This is a genomic window from Mycobacterium novum (genome assembly GCF_010726505.1).
Taxonomy (GTDB): Bacteria; Actinomycetota; Actinomycetes; order Mycobacteriales; family Mycobacteriaceae; genus Mycobacterium; species Mycobacterium algericum.
Map to the genome: position 1 here is coordinate 3,660,205 of NZ_AP022562.1, position 19,733 is coordinate 3,679,937.

General features: G+C 69.2%; 20 protein-coding genes. 16 read left to right on the forward strand and 4 right to left on the reverse strand.

From position 1 onward, the window contains the following. Positions 1-17 precede the first annotated feature (17 nt). Complete coding sequence (gene rlmN, locus G6N19_RS17150; protein WP_013829527.1) at positions 18-1,127, forward strand: 23S rRNA (adenine(2503)-C(2))-methyltransferase RlmN; 1,110 nt, start codon at positions 18-20, stop codon at positions 1,125-1,127. Between the two features lie 56 nt (positions 1,128-1,183). Here rlmN and G6N19_RS17155 read toward each other — a convergent pair whose 3' ends face one another. The 4 genes from G6N19_RS17155 to G6N19_RS17170 are packed head-to-tail and all read right to left on the reverse strand — an operon-like array spanning position 1,184 to position 3,429. Further along, positions 1,184-1,435, reverse strand: coding sequence for a DUF2631 domain-containing protein (locus tag G6N19_RS17155; protein WP_013829526.1), 252 nt, complete (start codon positions 1,433-1,435; stop codon positions 1,184-1,186). A 50-nt stretch (positions 1,436-1,485) separates the two neighbouring features. Next, the gene (locus tag G6N19_RS17160) at positions 1,486-2,106 is read right to left on the reverse strand and encodes a TetR/AcrR family transcriptional regulator (protein ID WP_013829525.1); all 621 of its coding nucleotides are present in this window, start codon (positions 2,104-2,106) and stop codon (positions 1,486-1,488) included. Between the two features lie 4 nt (positions 2,107-2,110). Further along, positions 2,111-2,347 (reverse strand): hypothetical protein, encoded by a 237-nt coding sequence (locus tag G6N19_RS17165; protein ID WP_041318237.1) that lies wholly within the window; start codon positions 2,345-2,347, stop codon positions 2,111-2,113. Further along, positions 2,344-3,429: an oxygenase MpaB family protein gene (locus G6N19_RS17170; RefSeq protein ID WP_013829523.1), complete on the reverse strand. Its 1,086-nt coding sequence runs from the start codon at positions 3,427-3,429 to the stop codon at positions 2,344-2,346. The genes G6N19_RS17165 and G6N19_RS17170 overlap by 4 nt, the downstream gene beginning before the upstream one ends. A gap of 182 nt (positions 3,430-3,611) precedes the next feature. Between G6N19_RS17170 and G6N19_RS17175 the strand changes: the two genes are divergently transcribed. The 15 genes from G6N19_RS17175 to G6N19_RS17245 all read left to right on the forward strand — a co-directional run bounded on the left by G6N19_RS17175 (position 3,612) and on the right by G6N19_RS17245 (position 19,728). Continuing rightward, positions 3,612-4,466, forward strand: a complete 855-nt coding sequence (locus tag G6N19_RS17175; protein ID WP_083039996.1) for a helix-turn-helix transcriptional regulator — start codon at positions 3,612-3,614, stop codon at positions 4,464-4,466. Continuing rightward, entirely contained in the window at positions 4,408-4,821 is a 414-nt protein-coding gene (locus G6N19_RS17180; protein WP_049792892.1) for a VOC family protein, read from the forward strand. Before G6N19_RS17175 ends, G6N19_RS17180 begins: the two co-directional genes overlap by 59 nt. A 19-nt stretch (positions 4,822-4,840) precedes the next feature. After that, positions 4,841-6,022 (forward strand): 1-deoxy-D-xylulose-5-phosphate reductoisomerase, encoded by a 1,182-nt coding sequence (gene dxr, locus G6N19_RS17185; RefSeq protein WP_232062417.1) that lies wholly within the window; start codon positions 4,841-4,843, stop codon positions 6,020-6,022. Beyond that, complete coding sequence (locus tag G6N19_RS17190; RefSeq protein ID WP_041318233.1) at positions 6,019-7,236, forward strand: M50 family metallopeptidase; 1,218 nt, start codon at positions 6,019-6,021, stop codon at positions 7,234-7,236. Before dxr ends, G6N19_RS17190 begins: the two co-directional genes overlap by 4 nt. Before the next feature lie 13 nt (positions 7,237-7,249). Then, the gene (gene ispG / locus G6N19_RS17195; protein WP_013829518.1) at positions 7,250-8,422 is read left to right on the forward strand and encodes a flavodoxin-dependent (E)-4-hydroxy-3-methylbut-2-enyl-diphosphate synthase; all 1,173 of its coding nucleotides are present in this window, start codon (positions 7,250-7,252) and stop codon (positions 8,420-8,422) included. A 111-nt stretch (positions 8,423-8,533) separates the two neighbouring features. Next, positions 8,534-9,385: a GNAT family N-acetyltransferase gene (locus G6N19_RS17200; RefSeq protein WP_013829517.1), complete on the forward strand. Its 852-nt coding sequence runs from the start codon at positions 8,534-8,536 to the stop codon at positions 9,383-9,385. Between the two features lie 158 nt (positions 9,386-9,543). Beyond that, positions 9,544-11,364, forward strand: coding sequence for a penicillin-binding transpeptidase domain-containing protein (locus G6N19_RS17205; RefSeq protein ID WP_041318229.1), 1,821 nt, complete (start codon positions 9,544-9,546; stop codon positions 11,362-11,364). Positions 11,365-11,411: 47 nt separating this feature from the next. Beyond that, positions 11,412-11,984 carry a DUF1707 SHOCT-like domain-containing protein gene (locus G6N19_RS17210; RefSeq protein WP_193465347.1) on the forward strand — a complete coding sequence of 191 codons (573 nt, stop codon included), beginning with the start codon at positions 11,412-11,414 and terminating at the stop codon, positions 11,982-11,984. 101 nt (positions 11,985-12,085) lie between these two features. Beyond that, positions 12,086-12,943 (forward strand): type I methionyl aminopeptidase, encoded by an 858-nt coding sequence (gene map, locus G6N19_RS17215; protein WP_013829514.1) that lies wholly within the window; start codon positions 12,086-12,088, stop codon positions 12,941-12,943. A gap of 80 nt (positions 12,944-13,023) precedes the next feature. After that, complete coding sequence (locus G6N19_RS17220) at positions 13,024-13,587, forward strand: alpha/beta fold hydrolase (RefSeq protein ID WP_013829513.1); 564 nt, start codon at positions 13,024-13,026, stop codon at positions 13,585-13,587. 93 nt (positions 13,588-13,680) lie between these two features. Next, positions 13,681-15,420, forward strand: coding sequence for an AMP-binding protein (locus tag G6N19_RS17225; protein WP_193465348.1), 1,740 nt, complete (start codon positions 13,681-13,683; stop codon positions 15,418-15,420). Positions 15,421-15,483: 63 nt separating this feature from the next. Continuing rightward, a complete protein-coding gene (locus G6N19_RS17230; protein WP_193465349.1) occupies positions 15,484-16,848 on the forward strand; it encodes a glutamine synthetase family protein in 1,365 nt (454 codons plus the stop codon). A gap of 22 nt (positions 16,849-16,870) precedes the next feature. After that, positions 16,871-17,590 (forward strand): gamma-glutamyl-gamma-aminobutyrate hydrolase family protein, encoded by a 720-nt coding sequence (locus G6N19_RS17235; RefSeq protein ID WP_013829510.1) that lies wholly within the window; start codon positions 16,871-16,873, stop codon positions 17,588-17,590. After that, positions 17,587-18,951: an aldehyde dehydrogenase family protein gene (locus tag G6N19_RS17240; RefSeq protein WP_193465350.1), complete on the forward strand. Its 1,365-nt coding sequence runs from the start codon at positions 17,587-17,589 to the stop codon at positions 18,949-18,951. The genes G6N19_RS17235 and G6N19_RS17240 overlap by 4 nt, the downstream gene beginning before the upstream one ends. After that, a complete protein-coding gene (locus G6N19_RS17245; protein ID WP_013829508.1) occupies positions 18,952-19,728 on the forward strand; it encodes a 3-oxoacyl-ACP reductase in 777 nt (258 codons plus the stop codon). It abuts the gene before it with no gap. Positions 19,729-19,733: the final 5 nt, after the last annotated feature.

A 19,733-nucleotide genomic window follows, 5' to 3' on the forward strand; every position in this document is an offset into this window, starting at 1 on the left:
GCATACTGGTACCGATCGTGACGCAACAGTTGGTGTTCAGCGCACCGCGACGGGCCCTTCCGCCGCGGCACTTGGCCGATCTCGACGCCGCCGGTCGTGCCGCCGCCGTTGCTGAACTGGGGTTGCCCGCGTTCCGGGCCAACCAGCTGGCCCACCAGTACTACGGCCGGCTGGTCGCCGATCCGCAGCAGATGACGGACCTGCCGGCCACGGTGCGGGCCTCGGTGGCCGAGGCACTGTTCCCCGCCCTGCTGACCGCCGCCAGCGAGATCGAATGCGACGCCGGTGAGACCCGCAAAACCCTGTGGCGGGCGCACGACAACACCAAGTTCGAGTCGGTGCTGATGCGCTACCCCCGGCGCAACACGGTATGCATCTCCTCGCAGGCCGGTTGCGGTATGGCCTGCCCGTTCTGCGCGACCGGCCAGGCCGGGCTCACCCGCAACCTGTCCACCGCCGAGATCCTCGAGCAGGTGCGTGCGGCGGCGGTGACACTACGAGATCGCGACGGTGCCCGATCTTCTGGGGTGCGGCTGTCCAACATCGTGTTCATGGGCATGGGGGAGCCGCTGGCCAACTACGCCCGGGTGGTGGCCGCCGTTCGGCGGATCACCGAGCCGCCACCCAACGGGTTCGGCATCTCGGCCCGGTCGGTGACGGTGTCGACGGTCGGACTTGCGCCGGCGATCCGCAAGCTCGCCGATGAGGGGCTGGGGGTGACGCTGGCGCTGTCGCTGCACACCCCCGACGACGAACTACGCGACACGCTGGTACCGGTCAACAACCGCTGGAAGGTCGACGAGGCTCTCGATGCCGCGCGCTACTACGCCGACGTGACCGGCCGGCGGGTGTCGATCGAGTACGCGTTGATCCGCGACGTCAATGACCAGCCGTGGCGGGCCGATCTGCTGGGCCGCAAGCTGCACCGGGCGTTGGGACAGTTGGTGCATGTCAACGTGATTCCGCTCAATCCGACGCCGGGCAGCGACTGGGATGCCAGCCCGAAGCCGGTGGAGCGGGAGTTCGTCCGCCGGGTCCGGGCCCAGGGCGTGGAGTGCACGGTGCGGGACACCCGCGGGCGTGAGATCGCCGCCGCGTGTGGTCAACTCGCGGCCGAAAACGCCTGAGCCCTACTTCATCGAAACCGACGGCTCGGCGCTCAGTGCAGGCGTGCGAGACGCTGTCAGCGCAGCCAGCCGCGTTTGCGGCCGATCATGTCGCGCAGAATGACGAACAGTGACAGCGCGGCGAATCCCAGCAGGAAGTAGTCCTCGACGTGACCGATGTGGTTGCCGCGCAGCATCAGCAGCAGGAACCCCACGATCACCAGGCCGAAGATGTGCCAGGTGCGGTAGTTGATCGCGCTCCAGCCCCAGGCCGCCGAGGGCACCTCGGCGGTGTCGACACTTCGGCGCTCCACCTCGGTACTGGCCACTTCGACTCCTTCAGTTCGGTCACCTGCGCAACATTCTGGCATACCGGGGTTTAGCCGCCGATCTCGAACGTCCGATAGGCGGCGCGGCCGACGACCTCGGCCAGGCCCTCCGGTGTCCACTCCCGGTCACCGTCGAGCAGCATCCGAGCGGCGGCTTCGCAGATGGCCAGGAACACCTCGGTGAGCGCCGCCAGGGTGCGCTCGGACTGGGCTCGTTGCTCCAGCAGCGGCCGCATCACCGTCGCGACCCGATCGGTGAGCCGGGCGCGGCCCGAGACGACTGCGGCGGCCAGCACGGGATCCTGGTCGGCGGTGAAGATGATCCGCCATGACGCCGGACGCTCACGCACGGTGGACAAGAACGCGCCGAACCCGGCGACGAACCGGTCCTCGACACTGCCGGTCCGCTGCGGCGGCAATGCGGCGAGCAGACTGGCGAGCATCAACTCGGTCTCCCGGTCGAGCAGTGCAGCGAGGACCTCGCCGCGGCCGTCGTAGCAGGCGTAGACCACCGGCCGGGTCACGCCGATCCGCTCGGCGATGGCCGCCATGGTCACCCCGGCGACACCATGGTCGGCGGCGATCTGCAAGGCCGCGTCGAGCACCTGCGGGCGACGGCGTTGCGGCCCGAGATGCTCGGCGCGGGACCGGTTGGGGGCTGGGTCCGGCACCGGCTCAGCGTAGTTGGATGTCGGCAATGATCAGTACCGGCCAGGCGACGATTTCGCCGAGTACGGAGAACACCTTGTCCACGCCGCGGACCTCGGCCAGGTGCTGATAATGACTGCCGGCCCAGAATAATCCGATCGTCAGGTAGGCGCCCAGCACCACCGAACCCATGACGGCGAGATAGACCAGCTGGCGGATGCTCAGCCGGCGGTCGAGTAGCTGCGCCACGCCGTCCAGCCTCATCCGATGCTCCCCAGGATCGGCTGGGACTCGACAAGCGCCTCGTCGCTCGGGGCGCGGCCCTCACCGAAAACACGGTTCGCCTGTTTCTCCCGGAACTCGAGGTGCGCCTGCGCCGGTACGGCGTAACCGAAACGCCGCTGGGCCTCGCGCGGCGTCGTCGTCACGGGGTTGACCGGCCGGATCGACCGCAGCACCCGGGTGCCGATCGGCAACGTCATGGGTGAGATAAGCCGCAGCAGCATCAACTGCACGCGAGTGCTCAGGCTCAGCACGGTGAATGTCGCATTGAGCGGCGGCACGATCAGCGCGTCGAGCACGCGGGAGGTGTCAGTGGCTTTCAGGCCGCCCAGCTTGCGCATCCACCGGGGCATGGTCGCCAAGGTGCCGCGGCGCAGGAAAGCGGTGATGACCAGCGTGGCCGGCCACAGCACCCGCGGCAGCGACGGCGGCATGATGACCTCGGCGTGCAACAGGTGTGCCATCGCGCGCCGGGCGATGTCGGAGTCAACCAAGTCCGGGCGCATCTGCTCGAAGTAGGCGCGGACGCCCGCTCGGGTGCGCGGCACGTCCGCCGGGTCGAGGGTCTGCAACTCAGCCGCCTTGGCGCAATCGGCCCAGTACGACGCCTCTTCGTCGGCCGACAGCGGCCCGGGCCCGAACTTCTCGTAGGCGTACAGGATGGAATGCCATGCCGTCAGGTGGATCCACCGCTGGGCGGCCGGGTCGTTGGCGTCGTAATTGTTACCGGTGACCGGGTCGACACCGATGGCCTTGGAGTGGATCCGCACCAGGATGTCGGCGGCCTCGGCGGTGGTGCGGCTCTCGCCGAACGCCACCATCGCGAAGTAGCGCAGCGTGCGGTCGTACCGGGTCCGCGGCCGGTCGTAAATCGCCTGGGTGGCATCGACGGAGGCGACCAGCCCCGGGTCGAGTTCCTCGATGACCACAGCCCGCTGGAATCCGATCGACAGCGAGGTCGGGTAGCTCCACACCTTCCAAGTCACTGAGTCGGGGCCGAAGAACCCGTAGTCCTCGGCGGGCTCGGCGTCGGGCAGCGACAGCCATCCGCGCAGCGTGTTCAAGTTCGTCCCCTTTCACAGTTCCTACACACCGTAGGAATTCCTGCGGTGCGTAGGATTCTGCACCGGGCAGCGACGGCCGTCAAGGGTCTACCGTGGGCGCCATGGCCTCCCAAGCCGACCAAGATCCGCGGATCTCGGAGTTCGTCGTGGCGCCGCCACACAGCGCGCCCGGTGTGACGTCGATGGTGGGCTACCGCGTGCGGGAGATCCCCGGCACCGTTCATCGGGGGATGCCGTCGTCGACGCTGGTATTCATCGTCAGCCTCGACGACGGGGTGCAGGCAGCCGCCACCGCCGAGGCGTTGCCGGCCGCAAAACCGAGTCCGGTCATCTTGGGCGGACTGCACACGCAGGCCAGCCAGGTACGGCAGCGCCGCGGGCAGGCCGGAGTGCAGTTGGCCGTGCACCCGCTGGCGTCACGTGCCCTGTTCGGGGTTCCCGCCGCTGAACTCAGCGTGACCGACTTCGATGCGGCACCGGTGCTGGGGCGTGCAGCGGCCGAACTTCATGAACGGGCCGCCGAAGCGCGCGGGTGGCCCGACGCCTTCGCGCTGGTTGCGCATCACCTGCTGGATGCGCACCGTCGCCGTGAGGGCGTCACCGTGCGCCCCGAAGTGGCGTACGCCTGGCACCAGCTGGAGCGCAGCCGCGGTACAGCGCCGGTTGGCGTGCTCGCCGAGCAGGTCGGGGTGAGCACGCGGCACCTGATCACGCTTTTTCGCCGCGAAGTGGGCCGAACACCCAAGACGGTGGCCATGCTGATGCGGTTCGAGTATGCGACCGCCCGGATCGCCGACGTTGCGCGCCGGTACCACCGCGTCGATCTCGCCGCCGTCGCCGCCGAAGCCGGATACGCCGATCAGGCCCACCTGACCCGCGACTTCGTCCGGTTCGCCGGTGTCCCGCCGGGAATCTGGCTGGCCGAAGAGTTCCAAAACATTCAAGACGGCGGGCACGGCATCAGATCACAGTGGTGCTATGACCACTTCCAAGACCACTTCCAATCCGACCGTCTGGGTGACCCTGCAAGCGCATAACCCGATCAAACTCATCGACTACTACGTCGACACCTTCGGCTTCGTCGAGACAGCCCGCTGCGGCGTGGACGGCGACACCATCGCGCACGCCGAACTGATCTGGCCGGAAGGCTGCGGCGGCATCATGCTGGGCAGCCACAAGCCCGGCAATGAATGGTGCCGCGAGCCCGGCACGACCGGCGCCTACGTCGTCACCGCCGATCCCGACGGCCTCTACCAGCGCGTCGTGAGCCGTGATGCCGATGTCGTGCGCCCGCTGGCCGGCACCGACTACGGGGCCCGCGAGTTCGTCGTCCGCGACCCGGAGGGCAACCTGTGGAGCTTCGGCGACTACACCGGGGAACCACGCGACTGATCTCGGGCACAATGAGCAGGTGAGTGTGTCTGCGGCGGGCCGGACCAGAGTTCTGCTGCTGGGCTCGACCGGCTCGATCGGAACCCAGGCGCTGCAGGTCATCGCCGCCAACCCGGATCGCTTCGAGGTGGTCGGGCTGGCGGCCGGCGGCGGCAACCCGAAGCTGCTGGCCGCTCAGCGCGCCCAGACCGGCGTCACCAACATCGCCGTGGCCGACGCGCAGGTCGGTGACGCGCTGGACGCCACCCACCTCGGGCCCAACGGCGTCACCCGTCTGGTCGAGGAAACCGAGGCCGATGTGGTGCTCAACGCCCTGGTCGGCGCATTGGGGCTGCGACCCACGCTGGCCGCGCTGCAAACCGGGGCCCGGCTGGCGCTGGCCAACAAGGAATCACTGATCGCCGGCGGGCCGCTGGTGCTGCAAGCCGCTGCGCCCGGCCAGATCGTGCCGGTGGATTCCGAGCATTCGGCGATCGCTCAGTGCCTGCGCTCCGGCACCGCCGACGAGGTCGCCAAGATCGTGCTCACCGCCTCGGGCGGCCCGTTCCGCGGCTACCGCGCCGCCGAGCTGGAGCACGTCACACCCGAGCAGGCGGGCGCGCATCCGACCTGGTCGATGGGCCCGATGAACACGCTGAACTCGGCATCGCTGGTGAACAAGGGGCTCGAGCTGATCGAGACCCACCTGCTGTTCGGCGTCGCCTACGAGCACATCGACGTCGTGGTGCACCCGCAGTCGATCGTGCACTCCATGGTCACCTTCACCGACGGCTCGACGATCGCCCAGGCCAGCCCGCCGGACATGAGGCTGCCGATCGCGTTGGCCTTGGGCTGGCCCGCCCGGGTGCCCGGCGCGGCGGCGGCATGCGACTTCACCAGCGCCTCCAGCTGGGAGTTCGAGCCGCTGGACGACGCGGTGTTCCCGGCGGTGCAGCTGGCGCGGCACGCCGGTCAGACCGGTGGCTGCATGACCGCGGTCTACAACGCCGCCAACGAAGAGGCAGCCGAAGCGTTCCTGGCGGGCCGGATCGGTTTCCCCGCGATCGTCGACACCATCGCCGAGGTGCTGGGCGCCGCCGACCAGTGGGCCGCGCAACCCGCTACCGTGGATGAGGTACTCGATGCGCAACGCTGGGCCCGCCAACGGGCGGCTCGCGCCGTCGAGGCGCTAGCTATGAGAAAGGTCGGAAGCACCCGATGATGTTCGCGGTCGGCATCGCGCTGTTCGCGCTGGCCATCCTGGTATCGGTGGCGCTGCACGAATGCGGCCACATGTGGGTGGCCCGGGCCACCGGGATGAAGGTGCGCCGCTACTTCGTCGGCTTCGGCACCACATTGTGGTCGACGCGCCGCGGCGACACCGAATACGGCCTCAAAGCGATCCCGGCCGGCGGCTTCTGCGACATCGCCGGCATGACGGCGGTGGAGGAACTGGCGCCCGACGAAGTCGAGCGCGCCATGTACAAGCAGCAGACCTGGAAGCGGGTGGCGGTGCTGTTCGCCGGCCCCGGCATGAACTTCGTCATCGGCCTGGTGCTGGTGTATGCCATCGCCACCATCTGGGGCCTGCCCAACCTGCACGCGCCCACCAGCGCGGTGATCGGCGAAACAGCTTGCGTGGCACCGGAAGTCGTCAAGGGGGAACTGGGTACGTGCTCGGGTCCCGGTCCGGCGGCGCTGGCGGGCGTGCGGGCCGGCGACGTGGTGGTCAAAGTCGGTGACACACCCGTGTCGACCTTCGAGGAGATGGCCGCCGCCGTGCGCAAACAGCACGGCACCGTCCCGATCGTCGTCGAACGCGACGGCCACGAGTTGACCAAGTACGTCGATGTGACGCCCACGCAGCGTTGGATCGCCGACGGGCGTGACAGCGAGGCGGTTCCCAGCACCGTGGGAGCCATCGGGGTGGGGGCCGCCCAGTTCGGGCCCACCCAGTACAACCCGATCACCGCGGTGCCGGCCACGTTCACCTTCAGCGGTGACCTGGCGGTGCTGCTGGGCAAGTCGCTGGCCAACATCCCGTCGAAAGTCGGCGCGCTGATGCACGCCATCGGCAACCCGAACGGGGAGCGTGACCCGGAGACTCCGATCAGCGTGGTGGGCGCCTCGATCATCGGCGGTGACACCGTCGACCACGGGCTGTGGGTGGCGTTCTGGTTCTTCCTGGCGCAGCTGAACTTCATCCTGGGCGTGCTCAACCTGGTGCCGTTGCTGCCGTTCGACGGCGGGCACATCGCGATCGCGCTGTACGAAAAGCTCCGCAACATGGTTCGTTCGGCACGCGGGAAGGTCGCGGCCGCGCCGGTGAACTATCTCAAGCTGATGCCGGCCACTTACGTAGTGTTGATCGTGGTGGTCGGTTACATGTTGCTTACCGTGACCGCCGACTTGGTCAACCCGATCAGGCTGTTTTGACAGGAGACCCCGCATGTCCGTCGGCCTAGGTATGCCGGCGGTGCCGGCGCCGACACTGGCGCCGCGCCGTAAGACCCGCCAGTTGATGGTCGGTGGCGTCGGGGTGGGCAGCGACCACCCGATCTCGGTGCAGTCGATGTGCACCACCAAGACCCACGACGTCGACGCGACACTGCAGCAGATCGCCGCGCTGACCACGGCCGGCTGCGACATCGTGCGGGTGGCCTGCCCGCGCCAGGAGGACGCCGATGCGCTGGCGACCATCGCGCGCAAGAGCAAGATCCCGGTGATCGCCGACATCCACTTCCAGCCGAAGTACATCTTCGCCGCGATCGACGCCGGCTGTGCTGCGGTGCGGGTGAACCCGGGCAACATCAAGGAGTTCGACGGCCGGGTGGCCGATGTCGCCAAGGCTGCCGGCGCGGCCGGTGTGCCGATCCGGATCGGCGTCAACGCCGGCTCGCTGGACAAGCGGTTTTTGACCAAGTACGGCAAGGCCACCCCCGAGGCGCTGGTCGAGTCGGCGCTGTGGGAGGCGTCGCTGTTCGAGGAGCACGGCTTCGGCGACGTCAAGATCAGCGTCAAGCACAATGACCCGGTCGTGATGGTGGCCGCCTACGAGCAACTGGCCGAGCAGTGCGACTACCCGCTGCACCTGGGCGTCACCGAGGCCGGACCGGCGTTCCAGGGCACCATCAAGTCCGCCGTGGCGTTCGGCGCGCTGCTGTCCCGCGGCATCGGCGACACCATCCGGGTGTCGCTGTCCGCGCCGCCGGTCGAAGAGGTCAAGGTCGGCAACCAGATCCTGGAATCGCTCAACCTGCGTCCGCGGGGGCTGGAGATCGTCTCGTGCCCGTCGTGCGGTCGCGCGCAGGTCGACGTCTACAAGCTGGCCAACGAGGTCACCGCCGGGCTGGAGGGGCTCGACATCCCGCTGCGGGTCGCGGTGATGGGATGCGTGGTCAACGGACCCGGTGAGGCTCGCGAGGCGGATCTGGGTGTGGCCTCCGGCAACGGCAAGGGCCAGATCTTCGTCAAGGGCCAGGTGATCAAGACCGTCCCCGAGGCGCAGATCGTCGAGACCCTGATCGAGGAGGCGTTGCGCCTGGCTTCGGAGATGGGGGCGGTGGGAGCCGACGCCGGGGACGGAACTCCCGGCGGCGCGCCCACCGTCACCGTAAGCTGAACCCGGCGGTTCAGCGAGCCTCGACGGAGGAGCGGCGAAGCTGGGACCGCCGCATAAACCAGCCGATCCGCCGACCGCGCGCGGCACGTCAGTTCGCAAGAAAGAGTCACTATGTCGGCTCCGCCGGATTTCCGCCTCGATCAGCGACGGGTGTCCGTCGCGCGCGACGTCGGCGCGGTGTGGCGAGTGCTCGACGCGGATCCGGTCGGCTCCTGCATGGTTGCTGCCCGCGTCGCCGACCACGGTGTCGATCCCCGTTCCATCGGCGGCGAACTGTGGACGCGCGGCGGCGTGGACGAATCGCTGTGCTACGCCGGGGCGAACCTGATACCGCTGCGCGGGACGCCGGCCGACCTGACGGCCTTCGCCGACAAGGCGGTGAGCGCCATCCGGCGGTGTTCATCGCTGGTCGGCCGTGCCGAGTTGGTGTTGCCGATGTGGCAGCGCCTGGTAGATGTCTGGGGTCCCGCCCGCGACGTGCGCGAGAGCCAGCCGCTGATGGCGTTGCGCACCATGCCCGACTGCGCGATGGACCCGGAGGTTCGTCAGGTGCGCCCGGACGAACTCGACGCCTACCTGGTGGCGGCCGTCGACATGTTCATCGGCGAGGTCGGGGTGGATCCGCGGCTCGGTGACGGTGGCCGCGCCTACCGCCGCCGGGTGGCCAACCTGATCGCGGCCGGCCGGGCGTGGGCTCGGTTCGAACGTGGCGAGGTGGTGTTCAAGGCCGAGGTGGGCTCGCAGTCGCCGGCGGTGGGGCAGATCCAGGGCGTCTGGGTGCACCCCGAACGACGGGGACAAGGGCTGGGCTCCGGGGGCACCGCGATGCTGGCCGCGGTGATCGTCGGCACCGGCCGTGTCGCCAGCTTGTACGTCAACGATTTCAATGAGGTGGCTCGGGCCACCTACGAGCGGGTCGGGTTCACCCAGACCGGCACCTTTGCGACCGTGTTGCTGGACTGATCGGATGTGTGCCTGCCGCGAGCTTCTCGCCGAAGCTGGAGTTGGCGCGGACAAGTTCGAGTACCGGACACGCTAACTCTCCCCCGCAAGCGGCAGGTGCCCGCTGTCTCGGTGCGCCTCCGCGCCTCGGCCGTTTCCATTTCGTAACATCTGCCTCAATGACAACTGCAAGCTCATTAGCCACACGAGTCACAGGCATGTTCGCGGTGCTGCTCACCGTGGCCGGCCTGGCGGCGTGCACGCCCCGCCCGGACGGTCCCGCGCCGGTGGCCGAGCGATTCTTCGCCGCGCTGGCCACCGGTGACACCGCGACCGCCGCCGAGCTCAGCGACGACCCGGCCACCGCCCGCAGCGCCCTCAACGCCGCCTGGGCAGGATTGCAGGCCGAGCACCTCGACGCCCAGGTCATCGGCACGCGCTACAACGACGACACCGGCACGGTGTCCTACCGCTACACCTGGCAGCTGCCGAAGAACCGCGCCTGGTCCTATGACGGCCAGCTCAAGATGGTGCGCAACGAAGGGCACTGGGCGGTCCGCTGGACGGCGACCGGCCTGCACCCCAAGCTCGGGGAACACCAGACCTTCGCGCTGCGGGCCGACCCGCCGCGCCGCGCCTCGGTCAACGAGGCCGGCGGTACCGACGTGTTGGTGCCCGGCTACGTCTACCACTACGAACTCGACGCCGGCCGGGCCGGGCGGAATCTGATGCGCACCGCGGGCGCGGTGATCGAGGTGCTGCGGCCGTTCGACGACACTCTGGGCGACCCGCAACGGCTCGCCGAGCAGGCCAGTTCCTCGGTCACTCCGCTGGACCTGATCACGCTGCGCAAGAACGACCACGACCGCGTCGAGGCGGCGATCGGCGCGCTGCCCGGGGTGGTGATCACCCCGCGTCCGGAGCTGCTGCCCACCGACGACCGGTTCGCGCCGGTGCTCGTCGGTGAGGTGAAGAAAGCCGTTGCGGACCGACTCGACGGCGAGGCGGGCTGGCGCGTCGTGAGCGTCAACCAGAACGGTGTCGACGTGGCGGTGCTGCACGAGGTCGACCCGTCACCGGCGCCGTCGCTGACGATCAGCCTGGACCGATCGGTTCAGCGTGCCGCCCAGAACGCGGTCAACACCCGTGGCAACAAGGCGATGATGGTGGTGATCAAACCGTCGACCGGCGAGCTGCTCGCGGTCGCGCAGAACGCCGCCGCCGACGCCGACGGACTGGTCGCGACCACCGGTCTGTACCCGCCCGGCTCGACGTTCAAGATGGTCACCGCCGGCGCGGCGATCGAACGGGACATGGTCTCCCCGAATTCGATGGTGGGCTGTCCCGGCAGCCTCGACATCGGCCAGCGCACCATCCCCAACTACGGCGGGTTCGACCTGGGGATGGTGTCGATGTCGCGGGCCTTCGCCAACTCGTGCAACACCACGTTCGCCGAACTGGCCAGCCGGATGCCGCCGCGGGCGCTCTCCCAGGCGGCCAGCCGGTATGGGATCGGGGTCGACTACCTGGTGGACGGCATCACCACCGTCACCGGTTCGGTGCCGCCGACGGTGGATCTGGCCGAACTGACCGAGGACGGATTCGGCCAGGGCAAGGTGCTGGCCAGCCCGTTCGGCGTCGCGTTGGCCGCGGCGACGGTGGCCGCCGGCAAGACTCCGGTGCCCCGGCTGATCGAGGGCCGGCCGACCACCGTCAACGGCCCGGTGGGCCCGCCGGTGAGCGACGAGATGCTCGACGGCCTGCGTCAGATGATGCGGCTGGTGGTCACCGACGGCACCGCCCGGGCCCTGGCCGGGTGCGGACCGGTGTTCGGCAAGACCGGCGAAGCCGAGTTCGCCGGCGGGTCGCATTCGTGGTTCGCCGGCTACCGCGGCGACATGGCCTTCGCGGCGCTGATCGTCGGCGGCGGGAGCTCGGAGTACGCGGTGCGGATGACCAAGGTGATGTTCGACTCGCTGCCGGACAACTTCCTGCTCTGACCGCACTCTGACGCACGCGCCGGCCCGCGGCGGTAAATTGAGAAGCCATGACCGATCTCGATGACGTGGCCTTGCGTATTTCCGATGCGGACCGCAACGGCACGCTGCGTCGCCTGCACAACGCCGTCTCCCTCGGGCTGATCGACATCGGCGAATTCGAGGAGCGTGCCGCCCAGGTGTCGCAGGCGCGGATGCGCTCGGAACTCGACACCCTGATCGGAGACCTGCCGGGGCCGCGGGCGATCGTCAGCTCGGCGGCCGACCGGGTCGAACTGCGCGGCTGGGCCGGCTCGCTCAAGCGGCACGGGGAGTGGATCGTGCCGACTCGGCTGGCCCTGGTGCGGCGCTTGGGCTCGGTGGACCTCGATCTCACCAAGGCGCGGTTCGCCGGGCCGGTGGTCGTCATCGAACTCGACATGCGGTGCGGCTCGGTCGCCATCCGGTTGCCCGACGGCGCCAGCGCCTCCATCGACGACGTCGAGGTCTACTTCGGCAGCGCCAAGGACCATCGCAGGGACGCCCCCGCCGAGGGCACTCCGCATGTGGTGCTGGCCGGACGCGTGGTGTGCGGGTCAGTGGACATCAAGGGCCCCCAGCGCAAGCTGCGCTGGCGGCGCTGAACAGCTCCGCGGTGTCGATGGCGGTGACCCTCCCCCGCAAGCGGGAGGTGTCCCCATTCGCCCGGCTCCGCCGGCCTTGCGATCACCGCTAGGCTGGCGTGATGGCCGTCCGTACCCCGCTTTCCCCCGGTGTGGTGTCTCCGACGCTGCCGGTGCCCAAGTCGATCCCGCGGCCGGAATACGTCGGCAGATCCACCGCCGCCGAGGGCAGCGAGCCGTGGGTGCAGACACCCGAGGTGATCGAGAAGATGCGGGTGGCGGGCCGGATCGCCGCGGGCGCGCTGGCCGCGGCGGGCAGCGCCGTCGCCCCCGGGGTGACCACCGACGCGCTGGACCGCATCGCCCACGACTACATGGTCGACCACGGCGCCTACCCCTCCACGCTGGGCTACAAGGGCTTTCCCAAGTCGTGCTGCACCTCGCTCAACGAGGTCATCTGCCACGGCATCCCGGACTCGACGGTGATCGCCGACGGGGACATCGTCAACATCGACGTCACCGCTTATATCGACGGTGTGCACGGCGATACCAACGCCACCTTTCTGGCCGGGGAGGTCTCCGAGGAGCACCGCCTGCTGGTCGAGCGCACCCGGGAGGCCACGATGCGCGCGATCAAGGCGGTCAAACCGGGCCGGGCGCTGTCGGTGATCGGCCGGGTCATCGAGGCGTACGCGAATCGGTTCGGTTACAACGTGGTCCGCGACTTCACCGGCCATGGGATCGGCACCACCTTCCACAACGGACTGGTGGTGCTGCATTACGACCAGCCCGAGGTGGACACCGTCATCGAGCCGGGCATGACGTTCACCATCGAACCGATGATCAATCTCGGGACGTTGGACTACGAGATCTGGGATGACGACTGGACGGTCGTCACCAGCGACGGGCAGTGGACTGCGCAGTTCGAGCACACCTTGGTGGTCACCGATGACGGGGCCGAGATCCTGACACTTCCGTGACGTCACCGCCGTTTCTGTTGAGCTGCTGAGGGCCTGTCAAAACCGCCCAATGCGGCCCCGCTGGCGGTAGCGTTGCGAAAATGCCGGGCACGATGATGACCATCGACGGGTTTCCGATCCCGATCGATGTCGCCGGCCCGCACAACGGGCCGGTCGTGGTCATGCTCGCGGCGGCCCAACACCCGCTGACCGCCTACGAGGCGGTCTGTCAACGGCTGCACACTGCGTCGTTGCGAACCATCGTGATCGGCGCCGACTCGCGACTGACACCCAAGGCCGTGGTGGGCATCCTGGATTCGCTGGGAGTCCAATGCGGGGTACTGGTGGGCGACCGCAGCGGTGGTGACAACGCCTGGGAGCTCGCGGCCACCCGCCCGGACCGGTTCACCGGCCTGGTGGTACTCGACCGCGGACATCCGCGGGCACCGGATCTGGGCGGGGCGATCCGCGACGAACGCTGCCCGCCGGTGGAGATCAACACCACCGTGCTGGTCAGTTCCCGCGCCGCCGCTTCGGTGGCCGAAGCCAGCCAGCGGTTCGTCTACGGCGAACACCGGCTGGTGATGCTTCCCGGGCGCCGCAGCGCGAGTGAGTTCACCGCGCAACTCGCGATGGAGATCGTGTTGCGGGCCAGTACCTGGTAGAGGCTGGCGTCAAGAGTAAGTTCGGCATCGCCGTGCGGCATCGGGGGCCGCCGCGTTCGGAAAAATCGAATAGCACAAATCTGGGGGTAAGAAGTGTTGTCGTGGGGGCATTCGATACCGGCACTGCTGCGTGAACGGGCTCAGCAATGGCCGGACCGGCCGGCGTTCACCTTCATCGACTACGACGTCGATCAAGCGGGCTACGCAGAGACCCTGACGTGGCCGCAGATCCTGCGGCGCACGGAGTCGGTCGCCGTCGAGGTGGCCGCGGTGGCTTCGCCGGGCGACCGCGTCGCGTTACTGGCGCCGCAGGGCCTGGAATACATCGCCGCCTTCTTCGGCGCGATGGAGGCCGGCTGCATCGTGGTCCCGCTACCGGTGCCGGCGTTCGGCAGCCGCGACGAACGCGTCACCGCGGCGCTGAAGGACTGCGCCCCAGCCGCGGTGCTGACCACATCGGCCGTGGCCGGTGACATCAACGCCTGCGTGAGCGCCGTCGGGGGCAACCCGCCGGCGATCATCGAGGTGGATCTGCTCGACCTCGACTCGCCCGCCGGCTGGAACGGTGCCGGCGCGCTCACCACCAAGACCGCGCTGCTGCAGTACACCTCGGGCTCGACCGGTTCGCCGCGAGGCGTGGTGGTCTCGCACCGGAACGTGTTCGCCAACATCGAGCAGGTCCTGGCCGACTACTTCGGCGACGACGGGGGAGTGGCACCGGCCGACACCACCCTGGTGTCGTGGCTGCCGTTCTACCACGACATGGGGCTGCTGCTCGGCGTCATGGGCGCCGTCACGCTGGGCCGCCACTCGGTGATCATGAGTCCGATCGCCTTCCTGCAGAAGCCGGCCCGGTGGATGCAGCAGCTCGCCGGCAACCCCTGTTCGTTCACCGCCGGGCCGAACTTCGCGTTCGAGCTGGCCTCGCGACGCACGACCGACGACGACATGGCCGGACTCGACCTCGGCGGGGTGCACACCATCTTGAGCGGCAGCGAGCGCATCCACGCGGCGACGATCCGCCGCTTCACCGAGCGATTCGCCCGCTTCAACCTGCCGGCCAACGCCCTGGCACCCTCCTACGGGCTGGCCGAGGCGATGGTCTACGTGGCATCGGCGCCGCGCACGCATCGGCCGGTGACGGTCCGGCTCGACTACGAGAAACTGGTGGTCGGCACCGCCGAGGTCAGCCCCGCGGGCGCCGACCTGGTCAGCATCGGTGCCCCGCGCGCCTGCACGGTGCGGATCGTCGACCCCGACAGCCGTACCGAGAACCCCGCGGGCAAGGTGGGCGAGATCTGGATCCACGGGCCCAACGTCGCCAGCGGCTACTGGCACAACCCGGAGGCGACCGAACGCACCTTCGGGGGGCGGCTCGACGTTCCGACCCCGGGCACCCCTACGGGACCCTGGTTGCGCACCGGGGATCTGGGCGTCATCCACGACGGTGAGCTGTTGGTCGTCGGCCGTATCAAGGATCTGTTGATCGTTGATGGCCGCAACCACTACCCCGACGACATCGAGGCCACGGTGCAGGAGCTCACCGGCGGCCGGGTGGCTGCCGTCCCGGTCAGCCGGGACGGCCGCGAGCAGCTGGTCGTCATCGCCGAAGTCAAGAGCCGGGGCAATCCCGACGAGGAATCTCAGCGGATGCAGACCCTGAAACGGGAAGTGGCGGCGGAGGTTTCGCGATTGCACGGGGTCCGGGTGGCCGATCTGGTGCTGGTGGCGCCCGGCTCGTTACCGATCACCACCAGCGGCAAGATCCGCCGGTCGACCTGTGCCGACTGCTACCGGTCCCAGCAATTCCGTCGGCTGGAGGCCATCGGCTGACGGCGGGCGGGTAGCCTGACAGCACTCAACTGTCAGGGGGACCGTCGTCGGCGAAGGAGCACTATGACCCGGCCAACGATGCTGTCCCAGATCGAACTGCAGCAACTGGTCGGGTCCGGCGATATCGACACCGTCGTGGTGGCATTCACCGACATGCAGGGCCGGCTGGTCGGGAAGCGGGTCGCGGCGCAGCACTTCCTCGACGAGGTCGCCGGCCACGGCGTGGAATGCTGCAGCTACCTGCTCGCCGTCGACGTCGAGATGAACACCGTCCCCGGCTACCCGATCGCCGACTGGGGAACCGGCTACGGCGATCTGGTGCTGCGACCCGACTTCGCCACGCTGCGACGCATCCCGTGGCTGCCCGGCACCGCCCACGTTCTCGCCGATGCCCGCTGGCCCGATGGCAGCCAGGTCGCGGTGTCGCCCCGCCAGATCCTGACCGCTCAGCTCGCACGGTTGGCCGAACGCGGGCTGGTCGCCTACGCCGCAACGGAACTGGAGTTCCTGGTCTTCGACGACAGCTACCGGCAGGCATGGGCCGCAGGTTATCGCGGCTTGACAGCGGCGACCGACTACAACGCGGACTACGGTCTGGTCGCCGGTGCCCGGCTGGAACCGCTGCTGCGTGACATCCGGTTGGGCATGGCCGGCGCCGGCATGCGTTGCGAGGGCGTCAAGGGGGAGTGCCACACCGGCCAGCAGGAGATCACCTTCCGCTACGAGGAGGCGCTGGTCGCCTGCGACAACCACAGCGTCTACAAGAGCGGCGCCAAGGAGATCGCCGACCAACACGGCAAGAGCCTGACGTTCATGGCCAAATTCGACGAACGCGAAGGCAACAGCTGCCATGTGCACCTGTCGCTGCGCAGCGCCGACGGCGAGGCGGTGTTCGCCGACCCGGCGGCACCGCACGGCATGTCGGGGTTGTTTCGCAGCTTCCTGGCCGGCCAGCTCGCCACCCTGGCTGAGCTGACGCTGTGTTACGCGCCGAACATCAATTCCTACAAACGGTTCGTCGGCGGCAGCTTCGCGCCGACCGTGATCGGGTGGGGCCTGGACAATCGCACCTGCGCCCTGCGGGTCATCGGCGGCGGTGACTCGCTGCGGGTGGAGTGCCGGGTGCCCGGCGGTGACGTCAACCCCTACCTGGCGGTGGCGGCGCTGATCGCGGCCGGCCTGCACGGGATCGACAACGATCTGGAACTTCCGGACCCGGTCGATGGTGACGCCTATCGCGCCGGACTGCCACAGTTGCCCACCACGCTCGCCGAGGCAGCCGCGGCGTTCGCCGAATCGGCGGTGGCGCGCAAGGCGTTCGGTGACGACGTGGTCGAGCATTACCTGCACGGCGCCCGGGTGGAGATGGACGCCTTCAACACCGCGGTGACCGACTGGGAAAGGGTTCGGGGCTTTGAGAGGTTCTGAACCGCGTGAACCGGTCGGCCCGGTGATCGGACTGACCAGCTACCTGGACCGGGCGCGGTTCGGGGTGTGGGATGCGCGGGCGGGGCTGTTGCCCGCCGCCTACCTCGAGGGCGTCACCGCCGCCGGTGGTATCGCGGTGCTGCTGCCGCCGCAGCCGGTGACACCCCAGATCGCCGCTCGGGTGCTCGACGGCATCTGCGGTCTGGTGATCACCGGGGGCCGAGACCTCGACCCGGCCGGCTACGGCCAGCCGCCGCACGCCGAGACCGATCAGCCCGACGCCACGCGTGACGCCTGGGAGTTCGCGCTGCTCGCCGAGGCGCTTCGGCGCCGGCTGCCGGTGCTGGGCATCTGCCGCGGCGCCCAGGTGCTCAATGTCGCACTCGGCGGGACGTTGCATCAGCATCTACCCGACGTGCTCGGCAGTGGCGGCCACCGGGCCGGCAACGGCGTGTTCACCCCGATGCCGGCGCGCACCGTGGCGGGCACCCGACTGGCCGACTTGCTGGGCGAGACCTGCCAGGTGCAGTGCTACCACCACCAGGCGATCGCCGAGCTGGGGGACAAGCTGGTGGTCAGTGCGCGCGATGACGACGGTGTCATCGAGGCGATCGAGCTTCCCGGAGAGGACTTCGTGCTCGCGGTCCAGTGGCATCCGGAGGCGTCGCTGGACGATCTGCGGCTGTTCACCGCGATCGTGGACGCGGCGCGCGACTATGTGGCGGCGCGGGTGAACCGATGACGACACACGACCTCATCAACCCGGCCACCGGGGCGGCGTTCGGCTCCGTCGAGCACGTCGACGCCGCCGCGGTCGACGATGCGGTGGGCCGCGCGCAGGCCGCGCAGCGGCGGTGGGTGCGGTCGGCGCCGGCCGCGCGGGCGTCGGCGTTGCGGGACTTCGCCGCGGCAGTCGACGCCCACGTCGACGAGCTGGCCGCCCTCGAGGTGAGCAACGCCGGTCATCCGGTGTCGGCCGCCGAATGGGAGGCCGGGCATGTCCGCGACGTGCTGCAGTTCTACGCGGCCAGCCCGGAACGGTTGTCCGGTCAGCAGATACCGGTGGCCGGCGGGCTGGACGTCACCTTCCACGAGCCGCTCGGCGTGGTCGGCATCATCACCCCGTGGAACTTTCCGATGCCGATCGCAGCGTGGGGGTTCGCCCCGGCGCTGGCCGCCGGCAACGCGGTGCTGATCAAGCCGGCCGAGTGGACCCCGCTGACCACGATCAGGTTGGCGGAGTTGGCCGTTCACGCCGGCTTGGACCCTGATCTGCTGCAGGTGCTACCGGGACCCGGCGCCGAGGTGGGGGAGCGCCTGGTCACCCACCCGGGTGTGGCCAAGGTCGTGTTCACCGGTTCCACCGTCACCGGCACCCGGGTGCTGGCGGCCGCGGCGCCCGGCGTCAAACGGGTCACGCTGGAGTTGGGCGGCAAGAGCGCCAACATCGTGTTCGCCGACTGCGACCTGGAGCAGGCGGCGGCCACCGCACCCTACGGGGTGTTCGACAACGCCGGGCAGGACTGCTGCGCCCGCAGCCGGATCCTGGTGCAGGCAAGTGTTTACGACCGTTTCATGGAGCTGCTCGAGCCCGCGGTCGCCGGTGTCGTGGTTGGCGACCCCGCCTCGCGTGACACCGAGATGGGCCCGCTGGTCTCACGACCGCACTGGGAGAAGGTGGCCTCCTACGTTCCCGACGACGCGCCGGTCGCCTTCCGCGGCCGGGCGCCCGACGGCCCGGGATTCTGGTTCCCGCCGACGGTGCTGACCCCGGCACGTGATGACCGCTGCGTCACCGAGGAGATCTTCGGCCCGGTGGTGACGGTACTGCCGTTCGAGGATGAGGCCGACGCGGTGGCGCTGGCCAACGACACCGTCTACGGGCTGTCGGGTTCGATCTGGACCGACGACCTGTCGAGGGCGCTGCGGATGTCGCGCGCGGTGGAAGCCGGCAATCTGTCGGTGAATTCGCACTCGTCGGTGCGCTTCAACACACCGTTCGGCGGCTTCAAACAATCGGGGCTGGGCCGTGAGCTGGGGCCGGATGCCCCGCTGGCCTTCACCGACACCAAGAACGTGTTCATCGCAGTGAAGGAGAAGTGAGTGACCGACCTGACCCAACGCCTGGCCGGGCGCGTCGCCGTGGTGACCGGTGCCGGTGGCGGAATCGGCCTCGCGGCCGCCCGGCGCATGCGCTCCGAGGGTGCCCGCATCGTGGTCGGTGACCTCGACCCCTCGGCGGGCGCCGCGGTCGCCGAAGAACTGGACGGTCTGTTCCTCCCGGTCGACGTCTCCGACCAGGAGCAGGTCGACGCGCTGTTCGACACCGCGGCGCAGACCTTCGGCGCGGTCGACATCGCCTTCAACAACGCCGGCATCTCGCCGCCCGACGACGACCTGATCGAAACCACCGAATTGCCGGCCTGGCAACGTGTTCAGGACGTCAACCTGAAGTCGGTCTACCTGTGCTGCCGGGCTGCGCTGCGACACATGGCGCCGGCCGGACGCGGCTCGATCATCAATACCGCATCGTTCGTGGCGGTGATGGGTTCGGCCACCTCACAGATCTCCTACACGGCTTCCAAGGGCGGCGTGCTGGCCATGTCGCGCGAGCTCGGCGTGCAGTACGCCCGCCAGGGCATCCGGGTCAACGCCCTGTGCCCCGGACCGGTGAACACTCCACTGCTGCAGGAGTTGTTCGCCGCCGACCCGGAGCGCGCGGCGCGCCGGCTGGTGCACGTACCGGTGGGCCGGTTCGCCGAGCCGGAGGAGATCGCGGCCGCGGTGGCGTTCCTGGCCAGCGACGACGCCTCGTTCATCACCGGCTCGACGTTTCTGGTCGACGGCGGGATCAGCTCGGCGTATGTGACGCCGCTGTAATCCGC

What these genes read in the sequence shown, in the direction of transcription:
- ispG (WP_013829518.1), top strand. Translation starts at nt 7,250, where the DNA reads ATGTCCGTCGGCCTAGGTATGCCGGCGGTGCCGGCGCCGACACTGGCG.
- G6N19_RS17230 (WP_193465349.1), top strand. Translation starts at nt 15,484, where the DNA reads ATGACCCGGCCAACGATGCTGTCCCAGATCGAACTGCAGCAACTGGTC.
- G6N19_RS17175 (WP_083039996.1), top strand. Translation starts at nt 3,612, where the DNA reads ATGGTGGGCTACCGCGTGCGGGAGATCCCCGGCACCGTTCATCGGGGG.
- map (WP_013829514.1), top strand. Translation starts at nt 12,086, where the DNA reads ATGGCCGTCCGTACCCCGCTTTCCCCCGGTGTGGTGTCTCCGACGCTG.
- G6N19_RS17190 (WP_041318233.1), top strand. Translation starts at nt 6,019, where the DNA reads ATGATGTTCGCGGTCGGCATCGCGCTGTTCGCGCTGGCCATCCTGGTA.
- G6N19_RS17240 (WP_193465350.1), top strand. Translation starts at nt 17,587, where the DNA reads ATGACGACACACGACCTCATCAACCCGGCCACCGGGGCGGCGTTCGGC.
- G6N19_RS17220 (WP_013829513.1), top strand. Translation starts at nt 13,024, where the DNA reads ATGCCGGGCACGATGATGACCATCGACGGGTTTCCGATCCCGATCGAT.
- G6N19_RS17165 (WP_041318237.1), bottom strand. Translation starts at nt 2,347, where the DNA reads ATGAGGCTGGACGGCGTGGCGCAGCTACTCGACCGCCGGCTGAGCATC.
- G6N19_RS17180 (WP_049792892.1), top strand. Translation starts at nt 4,408, where the DNA reads ATGACCACTTCCAAGACCACTTCCAATCCGACCGTCTGGGTGACCCTG.
- G6N19_RS17200 (WP_013829517.1), top strand. Translation starts at nt 8,534, where the DNA reads ATGTCGGCTCCGCCGGATTTCCGCCTCGATCAGCGACGGGTGTCCGTC.
- G6N19_RS17210 (WP_193465347.1), top strand. Translation starts at nt 11,412, where the DNA reads ATGACCGATCTCGATGACGTGGCCTTGCGTATTTCCGATGCGGACCGC.
- G6N19_RS17205 (WP_041318229.1), top strand. Translation starts at nt 9,544, where the DNA reads ATGACAACTGCAAGCTCATTAGCCACACGAGTCACAGGCATGTTCGCG.